The organism is Paenibacillus sp. CR_12, from assembly GCF_041953985.1.
GTDB lineage: Bacteria > Bacillota > Bacilli > Paenibacillales > Paenibacillaceae > Paenibacillus_AQ > Paenibacillus_AQ lautus_A.
In genome coordinates, this window is sequence record NZ_JAVFHO010000008.1 from 135,435 (window position 1) to 154,934 (window position 19,500).

General features: G+C 50.0%; 11 protein-coding genes and 3 pseudogenes. 5 read left to right on the top strand and 9 right to left on the bottom strand.

What is annotated here, in order from left to right; all coding sequences use genetic code 11:
* Positions 1 to 31: 31 nt before the first annotated feature.
* The 6 genes from RB297_RS24340 to RB297_RS24365 form a co-directional block, all read right to left on the bottom strand.
* A complete protein-coding gene (locus RB297_RS24340; protein ID WP_096776254.1) occupies positions 32 to 916 on the bottom strand; it encodes a carbohydrate ABC transporter permease in 885 nt (294 codons plus the stop codon).
* Positions 917 to 930: 14 nt separating this feature from the next.
* Positions 931 to 1,830, bottom strand: a complete 900-nt coding sequence (locus tag RB297_RS24345; RefSeq protein ID WP_096776255.1) for an ABC transporter permease — start codon at positions 1,828 to 1,830, stop codon at positions 931 to 933.
* 57 nt (positions 1,831 to 1,887) lie between these two features.
* Entirely contained in the window at positions 1,888 to 3,573 is a 1,686-nt protein-coding gene (locus RB297_RS24350; protein WP_096776256.1) for an extracellular solute-binding protein, read from the bottom strand.
* A gap of 123 nt (positions 3,574 to 3,696) precedes the next feature.
* Entirely contained in the window at positions 3,697 to 5,298 is a 1,602-nt protein-coding gene (locus tag RB297_RS24355; protein WP_096776257.1) for a glycoside hydrolase family 3 protein, read from the bottom strand.
* 20 nt (positions 5,299 to 5,318) lie between these two features.
* Entirely contained in the window at positions 5,319 to 7,790 is a 2,472-nt protein-coding gene (locus tag RB297_RS24360; RefSeq protein ID WP_375121681.1) for a hypothetical protein, read from the bottom strand.
* Complete coding sequence (locus RB297_RS24365; protein ID WP_375121682.1) at positions 7,787 to 9,247, bottom strand: L-arabinose isomerase family protein; 1,461 nt, start codon at positions 9,245 to 9,247, stop codon at positions 7,787 to 7,789. Before RB297_RS24365 ends, RB297_RS24360 begins: the two co-directional genes overlap by 4 nt.
* 149 nt (positions 9,248 to 9,396) lie before the next feature.
* Between RB297_RS24365 and RB297_RS24370 the strand changes: the two genes are divergently transcribed.
* Complete coding sequence (locus RB297_RS24370; protein ID WP_119846869.1) at positions 9,397 to 10,221, top strand: helix-turn-helix domain-containing protein; 825 nt, start codon at positions 9,397 to 9,399, stop codon at positions 10,219 to 10,221.
* Between the two features lie 32 nt (positions 10,222 to 10,253).
* On the opposite strand, the gene RB297_RS24375 is transcribed toward RB297_RS24370, so the two are convergent.
* A complete protein-coding gene (locus tag RB297_RS24375; RefSeq protein WP_096776261.1) occupies positions 10,254 to 11,597 on the bottom strand; it encodes a glycoside hydrolase family 140 protein in 1,344 nt (447 codons plus the stop codon).
* A gap of 253 nt (positions 11,598 to 11,850) precedes the next feature.
* On the opposite strand from RB297_RS24375, the gene RB297_RS24380 reads away from it, so the two are divergent.
* Genes RB297_RS24380 through RB297_RS24390 form a run of 3 tightly spaced genes read left to right on the top strand, consistent with a single transcriptional unit; the run spans position 11,851 to position 15,744 of the window.
* Positions 11,851 to 12,180 carry a hypothetical protein gene (locus tag RB297_RS24380; protein ID WP_096776262.1) on the top strand — a complete coding sequence of 110 codons (330 nt, stop codon included), beginning with the start codon at positions 11,851 to 11,853 and terminating at the stop codon, positions 12,178 to 12,180.
* A 17-nt stretch (positions 12,181 to 12,197) separates the two neighbouring features.
* The gene (locus RB297_RS24385; RefSeq protein ID WP_375121683.1) at positions 12,198 to 13,136 is read left to right on the top strand and encodes an SGNH/GDSL hydrolase family protein; all 939 of its coding nucleotides are present in this window, start codon (positions 12,198 to 12,200) and stop codon (positions 13,134 to 13,136) included.
* Positions 13,137 to 13,191: 55 nt separating this feature from the next.
* Entirely contained in the window at positions 13,192 to 15,744 is a 2,553-nt protein-coding gene (locus RB297_RS24390) for a beta-mannosidase (RefSeq protein ID WP_375121684.1), read from the top strand.
* 243 nt (positions 15,745 to 15,987) lie between these two features.
* Here the strand turns inward: RB297_RS24390 and RB297_RS31065 are convergent.
* A pseudogene (locus RB297_RS31065) lies at positions 15,988 to 17,166 on the bottom strand (IS110 family RNA-guided transposase).
* A gap of 369 nt (positions 17,167 to 17,535) precedes the next feature.
* On the opposite strand from RB297_RS31065, the pseudogene RB297_RS24405 reads away from it, so the two are divergent.
* Positions 17,536 to 18,647 (top strand): annotated as a pseudogene (locus tag RB297_RS24405) (IS3 family transposase).
* 357 nt (positions 18,648 to 19,004) lie between these two features.
* Here RB297_RS24405 and RB297_RS24410 read toward each other — a convergent pair.
* Positions 19,005 to 19,364, bottom strand: a pseudogene (locus RB297_RS24410) (MerR family transcriptional regulator); the annotation flags it as partial.
* Positions 19,365 to 19,500 lie beyond the last annotated feature (136 nt).

Here is a 19,500-nt window from a genome sequence, read left to right on the forward strand (position 1 = left end):
AAGTCAACCGCTTGCTCGCCTAATACCATTATTAACCCTTCACGCTTCCAAGCACAATTCCTTTTGTAAAGTGCCTCTGCAAGAAAGGGTACACAAGCAGAACCGGAACGGCACCTACGAACAATTGGGCAGCTTTGGCCGTGCGGTCTGATACCATCAGCAGCACCTCAAGATCAGTTGAACTGTTGATGATTGTATTCATCCCGACTACCACGGTATACAAATAACTCTGCATCGGATAATTGTCGGGAGAATTCATAAACAGAATTCCGTCAAACCATGAGTTCCAATGACCTACGATGGCAAACAGCGTTACGGTAGCGATGGAAGGAGCGGATAGGGGTACGAAGATACTCCACAGAATCCGCCAGTGTCCCGCGCCGTCAATCAGGGCAGCTTCTTCAAGCTCCTTGGGCAGGTTCCGGAAAAAATTGAGCAGGATCACCACGTTAAAAACCGGTACGGCGGCCGGAAGCACTAGAGCCCACATGGAATCCAGCATGCCGAGTGTGCGGATAGTCATGTACATCGGAATGATTCCCCCGCTGAATAGCATCGTAAACACAAAAATCCATACGTAGACGGTCCTTCCCTTCAAGGCAGTTGCGTCTTTGGACAGGGGATAGGCGACAAGAATCGTAAGCACCATATTAATCAGAACGCCGAGGCCTACACGCTGCAGCGAGATGCTCATGGATTTGAGGAATGCGGATTGCCCCAAAACAAAATCGTATGATTTAATGGTAAAGTCGATGGGCCACAAGAACACCTTGCCTGCGGCCACGCTGGCATCTGAACTTAACGATATCGCGAACAGATGAACCAGCGGGAGAACGCACAGCACGGCCAAGGTTGTCAAGAAGGCGTAGTTCAACCCCGTAAACAGGCGCCATGAAAAAGATTTTTTTCCTACCATAGTTTATGTCCCTCCTAAAATATTCGATAGTTTGCAAAGCGATAGGCCAAATAGTAGGATATCGATATTAATAGAAGCGAGACAAAGGATTTCAAAACACCGATGGCAGTCGCTAATCCGTATTGGGCTTCAATCATCCCGACCCTGTACACAAAGGTATCAATAATATCTCCGCTTTCATATACGATGGGGCTATAGAGGTTAAACACCTGGTCGAATCCGGCATTGAGCACGCTCCCAATGCTCAGCGTTGCCATCAATACAATGATCGGCCTCATGCCCGGCAGTGTAATGTGCCATATTTGTCTCCACCGGCTGGCACCGTCCACAATGGCTGCTTCATAAAGTGCAGGATTAATTCCCACGATGGCTGCCAGATAAACGATCGTGCTAAAACCGAATTCTTTCCATTCATTCGATATGACAAGGGTATAAGGAAACCAACGATTATCCCCAAGGAAAAAGATCGAGTCGAGTCCGATCCATTCTAAAAACATATTGACCACGCCTGTGCTTGGCGACAGAATGTCGATCAAAATACCGCTCAGGATAACCCAAGATAAAAAGTAAGGCAAGTAAATCATCGTTTGAAGAGAACGTTTGTACGCTTCCTTCCGGATTTCATTCAGCAAGATAGCGATCGTGACCGGGACGATCAGACCAACCACAATCTTCATACTGGCGATAAACAGGGTATTCCATATGATCTGGTAAAAATCGGGGAGATCGAGCATGTAACGAAAGTTATCGAGCCCTACCCATTTGGACTCAAATATTCCCTTGGCCGGAATGAAGTTTTGAAAAGCAATCGCCACGCCGAACATGGGGACATAACTAAAAATGATAATTGCGATTAACCCCGGAATAAGCATAAGATGAAGCGGCAGCTGGGTCCGCCATTTTTTGTGCTGCATGCGGCTGTCCTCCTATATAAAGATACGGGAAGGCGGAGATGCCGCCTTCCCGCCCTTCTATTGATTTTGACTGTACCACTCGTTCACTTCTTCCGTGATTCGGTCACCGCCAAGCTTTTTCCAATCCTCCACGAATTTATCGAAAGCGCTGATCGGCGATTGCCCCATTATGATTTTGGTAAATGCTTCATCCTGCATCTTTTTAAGGGATGACATTTTTTGTGACATGGTTGGAGTAGCCGCCCCCTGGAATTCGCTGTATATCCCTAAATTTTTATTGTTATAGTAATCGATGACGCTGTATGAGCCTTCCGGTCCAAACACAGCCGTAGCAAACCAGAGTTTCTTGTCGCCTTCTTCGTACTGGGTAAGCCTTTCAAAATGTACGCTCGCGGGGAAGCCGAGCATGCTGCCGTCACCCTTCTCCCTCGCTTCTTGTACCTGCTTATAGGCTTCGAGATTCACGTTCAGCGGGTCAATCTGAACCGGGTGGTATTTCCCCGGAAAGACGCCGTCGCTATCCGAAATAAAGGGATTGGGTTCTGGCGCGTAGTTCGTCTCGTAGTAATGCTTGAGATAAATATTGGCGATCTTGATCATAGCCTCCGGATTCTTCGTTCCTTTTTTTACAACATAAAAGTTCGTGGCGGTATCCTGAAGCTGCGGCACCGCCGGACTGTCGTCAACAGAGACGATCGGGTAAGGTCTCCATGTCGCATCCGGTTCATTGTCGATGTTTTTGCTGTGAATGTGGCCTCCATCCGATACAGTACCATAGGCCAGCCCCAACTTCCCTGCCGCAATCTCCTCCGCGAGCTTATCCCAAGGCTTAACAGCAAATTCCTGATCGATTATACCGTCGGCATACAGTTTGGCCAGTTGTTCCAGCGCTGCTTTCATCTCCGGTTGAATGGAACCGAATACAAGACTGCCGCTGGCGTCTTTAATCCAGAAATCCGGGTATGCTTTATAACCGTTAAAAAAACCTTTTACCGTACCATGCATCTGGAACAGCGTATTGTTCACGCCAAGCCCCCGCGTATCGGCCTTGCCGTTTCCGTCCGGGTCCTCTTTGGCAAAAGCAGTTGCTATGCGAACGACGTCATCGATGGTTTTTGGCTCCGGCAAGTTCAGTTTCTTCAGCCAGTCTGTCCGCACCCATAACATTTCACCGGTGCTGATCCCGCCGTTGACCTGCATTTTGGGGATCCCCACGAGTTTGCCCTCAACGGTTGCCGCCTTCAAGGCCACACCGTTATCCTGCTGCAGCAGGTCTTTCAGGTAGGGACTGCCGTACTGCTCCAATATCGTGGTCAAATCTTCAAGCTGTCCCGCATCGTTCAATCTCATCATCTCTTCCTTGTTGACCATCAGGAAGTCCGGGATGTCGCCGGAAGCAATCGAAACGTTCAGCTTCTGCCTGTACTGGGACTCATCTACCGTCCAGTTGTTCTTCACTTTAATCCCGTACTGCTCTTCGAATATGCGTGTCCAAATATTGTTGTCGATCGTATCACCGTTCTTATATTTGAATCCTTGGTTAATATCGCCGCGAACCGTAGTGACTTCGATCGGCGGATCGTATTTGCCCAGCGGATCGGCAGGTGCTGCCGGTGTCTGGTTATCTCCCGGCTGCTCTGCGGTATTTGTACCATCGCCGGAACTACTGCATGCGCTGAGTGCCAGAGCCGCGGTCAGCATAAGGATTAACGTCAATATGCCTGGCTTTCTATAGTTCATCATGACCCCTCATTTCTTCTCATAATGGCCTTGCACCTTGAATTATAATGCGAACAGAAAGCGCTTTGAAACGGGACATTTTTGCGGTCCTTGCCCAGAATTAATGGGAAAGCCAAAATCCATTCGCTAATCATGGGCGTACAGTTCCCGCCGGATGGCATGTTGTCCCGTAATGGCGTCCACTAGATATTCGGCTGTGCACTCTATATCTCCGTAGGTGTTGATGATCGTATCGATCGAAGCCTCATATTCTTTGTGTACAAAAGGATGATAGTGAGATATAAAAATGATCGGGGTTCCCATCTTGGTCCAGCCGCCCATCATATTGCGGGCCACTTCATCATGAAGCCGAACCACGTTGAGCCCATAGCTGAGCCGGCTTCCGATCGAGCAGAGAATTAGATCGAACTGCCCGTTTGTTGCTGCCTCGAACAGCCGATCTGGACCAGGATCCAGCCACTGCTCTACATTCGCTGTATGCTTCAAGAGTTCCCCCTTTAATCGGTCATACAGATCTTCATACCGGTCATAATTGTTCATAATAACCACATGCAAGACTCGGGTCTCGGGCCTCATGGCAAACGGGATGAGACTCTTGCGGTCTCTTACCAGCGTAATGCTCTCCCGGGCCACGTGATTCGCGATTCGCAGGTTGTGCTCCTTGTCTATGCTTGGAGTTTGCAGCTTCAGTTTGAGCCCCGACGCCTGTTCCTCAAACAACCCCATCTGTTCTTTCAAGGAAAGGATGCGGCAAGCCCGGTCACGAAGCGTCTCCAGCGTTAACATTCCGCTTTGCAGCCGCTTCTCCATTTCCGCGTAGAAACGGTCATTCACGCGGGGGAACAGCAGGACGTCGCATCCGTTCTCCAGCGCTTCCGCACATGCGTCGTAATAGTTCAAGTAACCCACCGCTCCCCCCATCTCAATAGCATCCGAAACAACAACTCCTTCGAATCCCATCTCCTTTCGCAGGAGGTCGATCAGCAGCCGCTTGGATACAGTGGCCGGGGGATATAAGCCATTCTCATCCGGCACGTCGAAGGCAGGCAGCGAAATATGGCCCGGCATGACGGCCATGGCGCCATCATCGATCAGCGCTTGGAATACGCGTCCCGGACCCTGACGCCATTCTTCCTTCCCCAACGGGTTGACTGGCGTGGTCAAATGATGATCCAGCGAGGAATGTCCGTCGCCAGGAAAATGCTTGATCGTTGCCATCATTCCGTGATCCTGAAGCCCATGAAGATAGGCTCCGGCCATTTTTATGACATGTTCGGGATCTTTGCCGGGGCTCCGCATGCTGACGACTGGACTATCCGGGTCGGCCGCCAGGTCCACGACTGGGGAAAATGTCCAGTTATATCCGATTTCCCCCGCTTCCTCGGCAGCGATCTTTCCGGTTTCGTAAGCCAGCTCCGGCGAATTGCACTGGCTTAGTCCCATCATGTATGGGAAACGGGCCGTTCCCTGAATCATGTTACCCGGCCCGCTTTCCAAATCGCTGACGATTAACGGCGGAATGGCACTCGCATTCTTGAAGCGGTCAATCACGGTCCGAAGCTCTGCTACCTCCATCGGATGGAAGAATATCGCTCCGAATTCTTCCTTTCGCTGCTCCTGCTGAATCCTTGCGTAAGCAGGACACACCACCTGATTAAGCAAACCCTGAAAGTCCAAGGAATCCGCAAGTTTCTGTGCACGCGCTGTTAGTTGTATCCGGTATTTCATGATCGTAACACGCTCCTCTCTCACCAGGAAATGTTAATCGTACCGCTGATCCCTTTCACAAAAACCTTGTCCCCCTGCCGGGTCCAGGGTACTTCCTCAAGCGTGGCATAGTCGTGTCGTATATCCAGGCATCCCTCTTCAATCGCCCATAAAGGTGGGTATATGGTCACTGCAGCCTTTTTGAGGCCGCCGACGGTAATCGTCCGGACCGGATCCACCTTTCTGGTGGATACCGGGCTGTTCTCACGGCACCATATTTGTCCCGGCTCGTCCTGGTCCACAAATACCCGGCATTCGTCATGGAAGGTCCGATCCAGTGCATAGGCTGCATCCGAACCGCCTGCCATGGTCGCTTGACCTATGATGACCGGAATGCCCTCCGGCGTCCGGAGTCGGAAGGAAACCGTGGAGTCCTTCTTACATCCGGTGTATATAAAGGCATTATCATGCCGCTTAACGAACATGAGCGCAGGTGTAGACGATTCTTCGTACTTGTCCTGCACAACGGTGTATCCGAAGTGCTGGAGCATGTACCGCAGGACAACGGAGCTGTCAAGCAGCGAAGCTTCCTGTCTTATAGGCAGATGGGTAATACCCGAATTTTCAAACGGCAGGGAGCCTCTCACCCAGCCGACGCGGCCGCCCCCCCAGGTCGGATGCTGTCTGCTTATCGCATACACCCGCACCTCGCCATCTTGATGAAGATCCACTGCCAAGGTGGTGAATGCATCGTTCGCATCCTTGAGTTGTTCCCGGAAACCTCCATCACCAATCTGTGCCTGATGGCGCAACTTCCTTGATCGGAACGGTTGGGAAACGGACAGTCCATCTTCCGAAAAATCAAAGTGGCCCACCTCAAAATCGCCTTCCAGCGCCTCGCCTGACTTTAAATTTAGGAGGTCCAGCAACGCGGAGTCGTTAACAGCACCGTAAAGCAGGAGCCGGCCGCCCGAGCGGACATAATTTGTAAAGTAATCAGCATTCGCGCCGGTCAGCCAAGAAGCCGACACGAGAAGGATCGTATCCTTCAGCTTCCCAGCCGCGTCTTGGTTCATCCTAAACAAGCTGTCTGTTCCGATCACCGTGTTCAGCGGCAATCCCTGATTGATGGCGTTGCGGATAAACCAATCATGAAAAAAGACGCTCCCGGAATGCTCGCTCGATCCCGCGACCCTATCATGCAGCTCCCGGAACGGATAAACCCATGTTAAGAGGCCGGGCTGATCCGGCGCCTGCGTTATTGCTCTTCGCAGATGCGAGATAATTTCCTGCGCATCCTCTTCGTTCAGCTCACCCTTCTCCGTATCAATCGTCAGAATCTCCACAATTCCGGGTCCCTCCAGGTTCCCCGCATGGTTCACCCTGGCTGCGGCCAGCGGACAGTAGATGTCATGTGGCTCGCGGTCATATAAATCCCGCCACGGATTTTGCCAGAACCACGGATCATTCGGATAGAAACGAAACGGATAAGTAACACCGGGGATTTCAGCGATTCTGGACAGGTAACCCGTCATTTCCAGTCCAAAGTCATAATTGAGGGCTCCCCACGGCGAATTGGGCGGCGGGAGCTCAATGTATCCTTTTTCATACAAGGGAAGCATCGGAATGTAATCTTTTGCCAGATCCATCCCCGTCCCGAAGTTCGTGCCCCGGATTTCGGTACGATAATTCGGGCACTCGCGTTTGAAATCGTCCCAGAAAGACATCACCTTTGTGGACAGCTCGTTGTAATCTGTCAAAGGCATTTGCGAGCCGTTATAATTGGCGCCCAAATACGTCCAGGGAAAATAGGACACCGCAAAACCGTTGGAAAACCAAATATAATCAAACCCCAGTGTCGGCAGAAAGCTGGCGCATTGACGCCCAAGGAATTCACCGAAAGGAGTACCTTCGGGAATCCCGTTCGGATAAGCCGCATACGCGGTACCGTCTCCGTGAAGTTTGGACCAGGTGCAAACGACAGTATAATCGGCTTTAAGCGAAATATACTGCCCTCCAATCTCTGCCCGGTTAATCTCCGGATGATCCCGATATTTAAAATCGGAATAAGCAAACTCGGGACCGGCATCAAACGTAGCCCCCACCTCCATGCTCACCCCGAATTGCTCTGCAGCCACCCGTTTGAAGCTGCTCACAATCCTTCCGAGATGACCGTAAGTCATACGGACAGGGTTATCCCTGTAGGGGCGAGCGATTCTTGGGTCGTCATCGCCCTGAATGTGGCTAAAACAATGCTCATTTGCGAAACCGATATACCTGGCCCATTCGAATTCAGTCTCCTCGTTCCCATTCCAGGTTAATATTTCACTGCCGTCGGCCACCCACAACAGCATCGAAGCCTTATCGGCCATGCCGATCAGCGGGAGCCATTGACGGATGGCCTCTGCGCACACCTCATCAATCGCCATCTGTTCCAAATTCGTAAACGGCTTGAGACTCATTTCGAGCGTGACCCGGTTCAGCCTTCGTTGACGTTCTCTGGATTGGCTCATCGTTTATATGCCCCCTGTACCACTTCAAGTTCAATGCCCAGCACATGGGCCACATTCTTGATCCTGGCATTCAGATGACCAACTCCGAGGGCAAAATGGTGAGTAGGTCCTGCCGCACACCAATTTTCCACGAATTCGGCGACACGGCATCCGAAACTGCAGCGCGTATTGGTATTGCCGGTTTGGGGAATCTCCCCCTGTACGGATTCACCCTCGGCTGCAATCATTTTGAATCGCCCGTCCGCCGTCTGCGATATGCCTAGCAGCGTCACCGGGCCGGTCTTTATGCTAAACTCCACCCCGATGCCCGATCCGCTCTTGCCGTGGAACACGTCCAATCCGCGGATAACTGGCTTTCCGTCGCTGATCCGAATATCGTGCGGTCCGTCGTGTCCGACAAGCACGATATCGTCCTCGAAGTCGCACGGATGCAGCTCGGCAAAAGAGCCGCCGCCGCCGAGTCGGTCCATGATCAGCATGGCCGCGCATGTTTTCAAGTCCGCCTCCCCTGCTAGGGGAATGCCCTTGGCGGTAAGCAGCGAATTGCCGAGCACCATATTCGAACTGATGCGCTCATATTCGTTGTTGTCCAATCCGCGGTAGTAATAGGCAAGTCCGGTCAGCCCGTATTCGGAAACCAGCTTATCAAGCCCAACAGCCACCTTGGCGGACCAATCGAGATCCTCTTGACGAATCGGTCTCGTAATCGGATCGATAAACGGATCAGCCAAGGTGAACAAGCTGTGGATTTCATCCAGCTTGTCATCCATTTCGGCAGGAGTCACCCCATTTACCAATTTGGCAAGATCGCACATTTCCAGCATTTGAATATGCGAACCGAAAGCGGCCGTAAAGGCGGTAGGGTCGGAGTTCATGTCATACATGCCCTCGTACGTGTGGCCCAGATAACCGATCCGGGCATACTTGAAGGCTCTGCGGGCATTGGCAACCTGGCACCACGCCGCAAGCTCCCGCTCTGCCCTTGCATCCTCGCCCAGTGTGCCGACAATCATGCCTGCAGCCGGCTTTCCTGCCCGCACAAGAACGCCGCTGATTTCGGGAAGGGAGCATATATTGTCGTTGGCCAGCTGCATATAAGTGGTTGTATGGCGATAGTCCAGCTTTTTTAAAGGCTGCAATGCTACCAGTACGGTAGGCACCGAAAGATTAAGAATCGCGGTTGCCGCCGAGGAGGAGGTCACATAAGTGCTTAAATTACAAAACAGAAAATCCACATCTGCAGCTTTCAAACGGGCCGCCGCCGCGAAGGATTGATCCACATTATCCACGAAACCTGCCGATACCACCTCGACATCCAGCTTCCGAAGCATATCCTCGAATTTCTTTCCGTTCCCTTGAAGTTCTTCCTTCAGTCCCGCGAATTGCCCCCAGTAAGGCTCATGCCCCACCGTTATTACACCCACTCGGGCTTTGGCACGTTGGATTAATCCACTCATATCGAACACCACCTGATTCGTTTGTTTTATGCTTATCGATTAAAAATGTCAGGCCAAGTTTATATAAAACAACCCGTTGGAAAAAAAACGCGATTCGCTTATAATGACCCTTAATCACTCATTTCGGGAAAAGGAGCTGATCTGATCCCATGATTGAACCCGTTGCAATCTATTTCGAGCACTGCGAGTCCCGATGGCATGTTCCTCCCGCTCCGGCAGAACATGATATCCTGCTGCTTCTGACTTCTGGTGAAATCGTTTACAGCATTGACGGGAGCACTCAGTTTTCGCTGGTAAAAGGCGACATGCTGTTCATTCCCGAAGGTACGTGCCGGTCAGCCGTCAACATCAGCGGACGACCACACGACATGTATGCCGCTCATTTCCGTTATAATGGAGACGGCGAGGGACTTCCGCTGCTGTCGAAGCCGCATAGTCTTAAGGCCAAATTGGTCAATGCTGACTATATGAGACACCGTTTCTCCCTGCTTACCCAGCACTGGCTTCGCAAGGCCCCCTATACACAGACCCTCTGCCATGGCATGATGCTGGAGATGCTGGCCATCCTTTACGAAGACGCCGGCAGTCGCTCCCTCCCGGCCAAGTCCCACAGCCTTGTCATGCAGCTGCAGCAGTACATTCTGGTGCATTACCGGGAGACGATATCCGTTCAGGATCTTGCAGCTCATGTCGAATTGACACCCAATTACATAAGCAGCCTGTTCCGGCAAGCGACGGGGATCACATTAACCGAATACATCCAGCAGATCCGCATCTCGGCCGCCTGCGACCTGTTGACAGGCTCGCAGATGAACGTCAGTGAAATTTCGGACTATCTTGGCTTTTGCGAGCCTTCCTATTTCAATAAAGTGTTTAAGAAAATTACCGGCATTCTGCCGTCCGCCTACATTAAGGAGAAGCCGCGCTTTTGGGTCAAACCATCGCAAAACGGCCTCCATGTCCCTCCCACCTGACAGCTAGTCAGAAATCCCAGGCACGCAGGGAATTAGACCTTATCGCTTTTTAAGAAAAGCACCCAGTCTTGCCCTCGCCCGCTGGACGGTGCCGTAAACGTGACGGTTCCCTGATTGTTGAACATGCCGATTCCGAACCATTCCCCCGTTGCCGGCCTATACCAGGATGCCATCACCTGGCTCCCGGCGATCCGCCCCATCACGACGCGGACATACAAGCCGCTCGGGCAATAGATCAGCGCGTACGTTTCGCCCCGGGTGGCCGCCATATAATTGGAACCCTTCCAATTGTCCGCGATCAGCTCCTGGTCGGGAACACGGTCTAGCGGACTGTCCAGGGATTCCATCAATGTCTTGAGATGCCGCATTTGCCTGGCTCCGGGGCGGTCGAGCGCCGTTTTCCAATCCATAATGAAAAATGAGCCCTGCCCCTTCATCTCAAACGAATCGTACATTCCGTCACTCATTGCCCACACAGACTGATGGCCGTACGTATGACCAAAAGCGCCGGCAAACACCGCATAATAAGCCGCTTTTCTCACGTCCGCGTCGTCAAAATACCCTCGCTCGCTTTGAAAACCGCGGGGAAAATCCTCGTAGCAAGGCTCTGCATCAAGTACCGGCTTGATCGGACTGCGCGTGTAGTCCTCCTCTATCAATCTGTAGTTGTCCCGCTCCCCGTCTCCGTGCCCGGACTGGACCATGTTAAAATCCAGCCAGTTCTCTTCATGTAGATGATACGAGGAGGACGCCGAGCCTTTCGGATGAAAAGTCATCAGGCATGTTCCTTCTCCCCCATCTTTCAACCCATTTGCGAGGCCTTCGATAATATCGAAATGACGACGATTCTGAAGCGGACGATCCCCTCCGAGCACCCAGATCACATTGTCGTCGTTCTTGTAGCGTTGACCGAGCCACGATCCGTAAACATAGGCATTGTCCTTTGTAAAAATCTCAGGACCCTTACCGGACAGCTGATTGAACTTATCCCCCCAAGTTGGCAGGAAGGCAACATACAGCCCAAGCGAAGATGCCGTCCGGATGACATGGTCGACATGATCCCAATAGGAATATCCTTCATCCGTGTCGGACAGTCCAGGATCAAAATGACCGTCTCCGTTACATTTGAGCGGCCTTCGCCCATAATGATTTCCGGTGCGTACACCATCAGGTTCGGCCAGGGCCGCTGCCTGGATCACATTGAATTTCTGTTCTGCTCTTGTCTTGAGGTACGCCTCAGCATCTGACCGGCTAAGCTTGTGAAATAAATTCCAAGCTGTATCACCCAGCCAAAAAAACGGTGAGCCGTCCGCACGGATCAAAAATCGCCCGTTATCGCTTATTCGAAGCTTCTGCACCCCTCCCGAATAATCCATAACACCCCTCCTGTTGAAACATCAGTGTGCTGAACCGGTTCATGCCTTTAAGCTTAATGCGCATCGATCCTCCGAGCCATGAACCCAGCTATGATTTCTGGAAAGATTCTACGATTCAAAGCCCGACGTTCAAAGTCGTTAATATCGGGCAACAAAATCAAAAACGTCTCATATCCCCCTCCTTGCTCCCCATCCTAAAATAAAGGCTAAGCTGTGTTTTCTTTCTATCCCACCCTGTAAGGAGGTTGTAAACATGAAGCTGCCAGTTCCTGCTTTGCCCCCGGCTTATATTTATCTGCCAACCGGATCGACTGCTGTCAGCAATCCAATGGACCTGTACGGGTATTCACGGTGCCGTGTGTACGTGAAGGCCGCCTCGGCCACTTCTACCATTGACGTAGTCGTAAAAGGAGCACCGAACGAAAACGGTACCTATACCGACGAACTTGGACCCGACGCCAGAAAGAGCGGAATCACGGGAGAAGCATCCTTCGTCCTACAGGACATATCCCGCTTTATTCGCGTGGAGGTCTCGAATTTCACGGGCAGTTGGACCGTATGGGTCGTGCCCATCCATACTTGAACAAGGAGGAGCTGCTAATGGCTAAATTAAAGGTGGAGGATGGGGCGATTGCCTATACCGGCAACTGGACCGTCCAGCATACGGCCAACGCCAGTCTGCACAGCAGACATGATTCGGATGGAACGCCTGCGGCCAACGCGTCGGCCTCCTGGAGCGGATACATCAGAGGGATTGACATATATGCCACGAAGGGGAACAGCTTCGGCCTAGCCGATGTATTGGTCGACGACGTGCCGCACGGAGAAATCGACTTCTACAGCGCCACTGCACAGCACGGCGCGCTAGTGTATTCCATAACCGGCCTAACAGAGGGCTACCACATCCTATCCATTCGAAAAAAGGGAATCAAAAACGCCGCATCCACAGCCTGTTATGTTGATATCGATTATCTTCTGCCCGATTTCGTTCATCCGAGAACGGATCATATTAGAAATATCGTCTGTATCGGGGACTCCATCACCTTCGGTGCCAATGTCGCCTCCCGGCCCGACTCGCTCTATGGACGCAGACTTCAGCAAATGCTCTCCATTCCGGTAAGCATACACGGTCTGTCCGGTGCTCCGATCCATACCATCACCCAAATTCTAGATGCCGTTGTCGCTCCGAGAATGCCCGATCTGATCCTATGGCTTGCGGGGATGAATAACACAAACCCCCGCACCGATTTGGAACGGGGATTTGATAAAATACGGGAACTGATGCCAGATGCCAATATCATAGGTTCGACGATCCAATACAACAGCTACTATACGAGTGAACAAAATATGGTAAAGGTAAACGAGGTGAAAACAGCTTGCCTGAACAAAGGGGTTCCATGCGCTGACCTGTATGCGGCTACCGCCGGCAATACGTACATCAATACACCTGAAGGAACGGTGCACCCGAATGGAGATGGACAAGGCCTGATCGCCAATTTATTCTACAATGAAATTATAAAGCTTCTTAGGAACGGATAGGTCAAACCTAGTCTGTCGTGCGTCATCATACAATAACGGTTATAAGGAGAACAGTATGGAGCCGAAAGTAATAGACTTAAAAGATTGGTTATTTAAAGCTTGTGATGAAGGGGAATGGCTGACTGCTCAGGTTCCCGGGTGTGTGCATACCGATCTTTTCCGAAGCGGCAAAATTCCCGACCCGTTTTACGGAACCCATGAACATGAACTACAGTGGATCGACAAGAAAGACTGGGAATATGAAACGGTCTTTTCAATATCGGAGGAACTAGGGGCGGAATCCCGGCTTGAGCTCGTCTTTGACGGTCTCGACACGTATGCCGATGTCTATGTAAACGGGGAATTGACCTTAACTGCAGACAATATGTTTCGGAGATGGAGGGTAGATATCAAAGAGCGTATCGTTTCCGGCGACAACCGTATCAGCGTCAGGTTTCGGTCACCGATTCTGGAAGACCTCCCCAAACTGGAAAGGCTTGGTTATACCCTCCCTGCCGCCAATGATCAATCGGTGCTCGGCGGACTCGAAGACAAAAAGGTCAGCGTATTTGCAAGAAAGGCGCCTTATCATTACGGTTGGGATTGGGGTCCACGGTTCGTCACGAGCGGTATATGGCGTCCTTGCCGGATTGAGGCCTGGTCAGGGGCAAGAATAAGCGATCTGTATATCCGCCAGGATGAGATCAGCCCTGAATCGGCCCAGCTTACCGCCATCGTAACCATTGAGTCCGTTGAGGCACTCGATGCCGAGTTGACGTTGACGTCTGAAGGATTGCATTGGGATACCGAGATGAGCTTAAACCCCGGCACTCAGATTATTGAACTGCCAGTATCCATTACAAATCCGAAGCTCTGGTGGTCTCGTGGACTCGGCGAGCCCAATTTATACACATTTCATGCATCACTGAAGCAAAAAGAGTCCATTGTGGCTTCGGCTTCGGTCCGTACCGGTTTGCGAAGTGTCAAGCTCATCCGGGATGCGGATGAAACCGGCACCTCGTTTTATTTTGAGCTTAACGGAATACCTGTATACGCCAAAGGTGCAAACCATATCCCTAATGACAGCTTCCTTCCCGAGGTGTCGGATGAACGCTATCGCCACGAGATTTCGTCTGCAGCCGAAGCCAATATGAATATGCTTCGCGGTTGGGGCGGCGGAATCTATGAAGCGGATATATTCTATGAATTATGTGATGAATATGGACTGATGGTATGGCAAGACTTCATGTTTGCTTGCAGTATGTATCCGGGAGATAAGCTATTTCTCGCCAATGTACAGCAGGAAGCGGAGGACAACTTAACTCGCTTGAGAAATCACCCGAGCATCGTGCTCTGGTGCGGCAACAATGAAATCGATTTGGCGTGGGCGCATTACAACGAGAATGCCGGATGGGGCTGGAAGCGACAGTATAGTGCAGAGCTCCGTGAGAAGATATGGGCCGATTATGAAGCGATTTTCCATAAGATTCTACCAGAGGCGGTAGCCCGCTTTGCGCCAGTCGCGGAGTATTGGCCCTCCTCTCCGCTGGTATCGCTCAGCCGGGACGAGAACCAGCATGCCAATCCCCGCCGGACCAGCGGCGATATTCACTACTGGGGCGTTTGGCACAATAAGGAACCTTTTGATAACTATAATGTATATGTCGGACGGTTCATGAGTGAATACGGCTTTCAGTCGTTTCCCGAACCTAAAACCGTCAAGACATATGCGGATGAAGAAAGTATGACACTCGAATCCAATATTATGCTGGCCCACCAGAAACACGGTTCCGGCAATCAATTGATCAAAAGCTACATGGATATGTACACGAAAGAGCCGCGCGATTTCGAATCGTTCCTATACATGAGCCAGCTCCAGCAAGCCGAGGCCATGAAAACGGCAATCGAAGCCCACCGCAGCCGCAAGCCCTACTGTATGGGCACTCTGTATTGGCAGATGAACGATTGTTGGCCTGTAGCTTCCTGGTCGGGCATCGATTATTTTGGTCGCTGGAAAGCCCTCCATTACCTGGTCAAGCGTAGTTTTCGAGATGTGAGCCTCGTCATTACACAGAAGGGAGACACGGTTTCCGTTCATCTGATCTCTGATGTTTCGTTACCGCTCCAAGGAACGCTCCATCTCCGACTATTTAACTTTACAGGTGACAAATTGCAGGAATTCTCGCTTCCGGTGCAAGCGGAAGCCCAAGCTTCCGTGATACTTTATCAATCTTCGAGCGTTGAACTGCTGGGAAATCACGATCCAGCAGCGGTCGTACTCCTAGCGGAGCTGGTGCAGGCGGGAGCAACAACGGACAGCAAGGAGCATTACTTCGTGAAAGATAAAGACTTGAAACTTTGTGCTCCAACAGTCACAGTGACGGAGGTTCCCGGTAAAGGCGGCACAACCTTTAACGTCGCATGCAATAGTTTTGCTCGTCAGGTATGGCTATCAACGGAAACAGAAGGAATTTTCAGCGATAATTTTTTCGATCTTATTCCGGGGCTTCCAAAAATGGTCTCCTTCTTGCAACGTTCTCCGGGAGAAGCGAGATTTCTTCCTTCTTCTCCAGAAACGCTTTCTGTACGATCCTTGGCAGACTGTGTTCAAACTGAAAGCATTAGGTGATCGATGTAGAGCAAAATCAAAATTTACTTAGACTTCTTATATAGGGCTGTCCCGCCAGTGGACTTTCTGGATAGGGCAGCTTTCAGCGGCGGCCTCGGGATAAGAACTGGTACCGATAGAACAAAAAAACCAGCTAATACTTGTCAAGCATTATAACTTGGTTAAATAATAGAATACTGATATACTTTTCTAAACAGCACAAATAACCTTCAGTGGCGTGAAGGTTATGGGAAAATATGGTTTTTAGGCTTTGTAGGGTTCGCTTTTACTTAGGATGGCACAAATGTGATGGAGAAGCTTGTTGGCGCAAGCGATCACGACCACCTTGTAGGGCTTGCCCTCTTTTCTTTTTTTGTCGTAGTAATCACTGATCCTGCGGTTTGCACGTCTGCGAATCCCGCACTGTACGGCAAGATAGAGTGCTCGCCGTAGTCTTTTTGAGCCTCGTTTCGTGATCCGGTTGCTTGTAGCCGTGAATTTTCCTGAGCTGTAGATCCCCGGATCTAATCCTGCTTAGGCTACAAGTTGCTTCGCATCCTTGAACTGACTTGCATCACCAAGCTCTGCCACGATGGCTGCCGCAAGTTTGTTCCCTACACCCGGGATACTTTTGATCAATTCCACTTCAGGCAACTCCCCAGCCAGTTCTTCCATCTGCTTTTCCAAATGATTTAACTGCTTATCGAATTCCAACAGCAGGGAGACCATGCTAGTCAACGCTATGCTCTGGGATTGACTCTTCTCTTGTGTTTTCCAGCCCAACACGAGTTCTTTCAACCGTTTTGTTTTCTCCGTAATCCATCCTTTGGAGTGGGATTTACCTACACATTCAAGGATCAGATCCCCCACATCTTCGACCTTGTTCTCCAAACATCGCTCTAGCACTTTTAATGATGTGGTCGCATACAGATTATGAAATAATCCGATGAAGTCCGGAAACACCTGCTCAAGCAAAGCTCTGCTGTTTAACTTGGCCTGTACGTACATCGCGGTTACAAACTCATGTTACCTCGTTAAGTGTTGAAGCTCGGTGTAGGTTTCCTCCCACTCTCGATGCGCTTTAACGTCCCCTCGGTAGTACATCTCCGCCAAATGCCATGCATCTGCTACATCTGTTTTCACCTTGCGAAGTTGCGTGCCTTTCGATCGTTTGGCTTGCAGAGGGTTGACGATGTAATGAGTCCATCCACTGCGTTTAAGATACCCTACCAGACTTCGATGATAATGTCCGGTCGCCTCAAGGACAACAACGGGCTCGACGCCACTTTTATGTTTGAGTGTTCCTAACAGTTCCCCTAGCTGTTCAAAACCTTCCGGCCCATGATGAAGCTTCTCCATCCTCCCGAAGGGTTTTTCGCGACCGATAAAGGCCTGGATAACGCTAACCCCTTTGGCCACGTCTATTCCTACTACTGGCTGCATAATAACCTCCTTGATTCGATACCGGCATTCCCACATGGTCTCCAACCCCATAGCTTCGCTTGTGATGCGAGGTCTAAAGCCTCTACCAGCTCAAACATAGTCGTTGGACGGTAGTGAGTGAACCGTTTTTTTGACGGGATCTGCGTCCCTAAGCCACCTTCGTTCTCCCGGCTACCACCATCGTATAATGCCTACAAAAATAGGCCAACCAGAAATCTGGTTGACCTAATAATACGAAGCCACTAGATTGGTATTATCCCCTTTTAGTAGACAAGAGAAAAAAGACATCTGTTAAGATGGACTTAATCTTGCCTAACATGAAGGGGATTTTTTCATGGCAAAAAAGGACAAACTTACCAGCGGTACTCCTTGGAATTAAAATTGGAGGCGGCCCGGCTGGTCAACGAAGAACATATGAGTATACGTAAAGTAGCGAAACGATTGGGTATTCAAAATAAATCTCAAGTACAAGTATGGGCGGCGAGAACGAAACGTGGAATGAGCCTAGAACCTGCTGCATCCAAACGGGGACGCCCCAGAACGAAGTTTTCCAGTATGGAAGAAGAGATGGCCTACTTGCGAGAGGAGATTGAATATTTAAAAAAGCAGTATCCAAATCTACACAAGGACTGACGAGTAAAGCTGCTAGATTTCAGTTCATAGAGGACTTGCGAGTACACCATCGTCTTGTTTGGCTCTTGAAGTTAGCCGCGGTTTCCCGTTCAGGCTATTACAAGTGGAGAAAAAGCTTGCAAGCGGCAAAAGAACGTAGACAAAAGCAGTATGAATTGGAATCGCATCTGCTTGCCATCCATCGCATTCATCCCTACTTTGGTTATCTTCGAATGACGGTAGCTTTACCGGAGGGAAGGCATTAGGGTCAACCACAAAAAGGTGTACCGATTAATGAAACAATTAGGAATCTGTTCGGTCATTCGAAAGAAGCGTCGATTCTTTGGAAAACAAGCTTCTATGGTGAATCCGAATCGGCTTCAGCGCCAGTCTAAGGCGGATACACCACGAACGAAACGGGTCACAGATATTACCTATATTCGTGCTGGAGAACAATTTGTGTACCTGTCTGTCATTCAGGATTTATACAATAACGAGATTGTAACTTGGCATCTTTCGGAACGAAATGACCTCGCTTTGGTTCATGAAACGCTGAATAGGCTCCGTCAGCACGTGGATGTGAGTGGCGTAATCCTACACTCGGATCAAGGATTTCAATATACGTCAGAACCATTTAACCGTAAACTGAAACAACTCGGCATGCTAGGCAGTCACTCTAGACGAATGACTGTATCGAGTCTTTCTTCTCTCATTTAAAGACCGAGAAAATATACTTGAACGAGGCAACAAACAAAGCGGAGGTTGAACAGCAAGTGAATGAATACATTCTGTTCTATAACCAGAACCGATTCCAGAAAAAATTAAACGACCGTTCCCCGGTAGAATACCGGGAAACGGTCGCAGCTTAAATCATGGTTTTTTTGTACTGTCTACTTGACAGGATTATGACCAGATTAGCGATTTTCTATAGGACCATGTTCTTGTCCCCCGACAGGGCAAGAATAGACTAATTGTATTATCAACTCGACACTCTACACCGCCAGCGCGCAAGTTCTTCACCTCCTTCGGAGCGCGAACGCTAACCACCAGATTCTCGGCCAGTACGATTCCTAACAAAGCATTCTACCACTATGGACTCTAATTTTCATATTTCAACTAAAATTTTCATCATTTTACCTCCAATATTGGATATGTTGTTAACCCTATCGTTGTAACTATGTCGATTACAACTTGCGCATAAAAAAGCCCGCATCGAGCTTTAATTACCTACCTTCTTTCAACTTTATGTCAATAAAATCAACGATTTGCTGAAGTGTGGAAATTTGAATCATAACGTGTTCACGTTGACTTCTTAATTGATCCACCAGTTCAGGATAATTGACGGAACCGGAGTCGACTGAGGCCGCCAAAAATGGCCGCATAGCCTCGAGCGACATTCCGGTTTTTTTGAGGCATGTTATTTGCTTAATTCTATAGATGTCCTCTTTTCGATAGAAGCGATGCCTGTTTTCCTTCCGTTCTGCCTGAGGCAGCAGCATGATCTTTTCGTAATAGCGAATCGTGTCCTCAGAAATACCGGTTTGCTCGGCGACTTGCTTGATCGTAAAAGTTTGTTCTTCCATTATGTCCCCTCCCGAAATTGCCGTTTTGAGCATTATACATCTTGGAGCAGACTCCAAGTCAATCTTATTCCCATCACTAATCCTTGGGGCGATTTTTTGTTTTCGCGCTTGACTTGGATTCGACTCCAACTTTTATTAT

Bases quoted from the DNA above. Each gene is read 5' to 3' on its own strand.
- RB297_RS24365 (WP_375121682.1), bottom strand. From the start codon at position 9,247: ATGAGTGGATTAATCCAACGTGCCAAAGCCCGAGTGGGTGTAATAACG.
- RB297_RS24380 (WP_096776262.1), top strand. From the start codon at position 11,851: ATGAAGCTGCCAGTTCCTGCTTTGCCCCCGGCTTATATTTATCTGCCA.
- RB297_RS24375 (WP_096776261.1), bottom strand. From the start codon at position 11,597: ATGGATTATTCGGGAGGGGTGCAGAAGCTTCGAATAAGCGATAACGGG.
- RB297_RS24355 (WP_096776257.1), bottom strand. From the start codon at position 5,298: ATGAAATACCGGATACAACTAACAGCGCGTGCACAGAAACTTGCGGAT.
- RB297_RS24385 (WP_375121683.1), top strand. From the start codon at position 12,198: ATGGCTAAATTAAAGGTGGAGGATGGGGCGATTGCCTATACCGGCAAC.
- RB297_RS24360 (WP_375121681.1), bottom strand. From the start codon at position 7,790: ATGAGCCAATCCAGAGAACGTCAACGAAGGCTGAACCGGGTCACGCTC.
- RB297_RS24370 (WP_119846869.1), top strand. From the start codon at position 9,397: ATGATTGAACCCGTTGCAATCTATTTCGAGCACTGCGAGTCCCGATGG.
- RB297_RS24345 (WP_096776255.1), bottom strand. From the start codon at position 1,830: ATGCAGCACAAAAAATGGCGGACCCAGCTGCCGCTTCATCTTATGCTT.
- RB297_RS24350 (WP_096776256.1), bottom strand. From the start codon at position 3,573: ATGATGAACTATAGAAAGCCAGGCATATTGACGTTAATCCTTATGCTG.
- RB297_RS24390 (WP_375121684.1), top strand. From the start codon at position 13,192: ATGGAGCCGAAAGTAATAGACTTAAAAGATTGGTTATTTAAAGCTTGT.
- RB297_RS24340 (WP_096776254.1), bottom strand. From the start codon at position 916: ATGGTAGGAAAAAAATCTTTTTCATGGCGCCTGTTTACGGGGTTGAAC.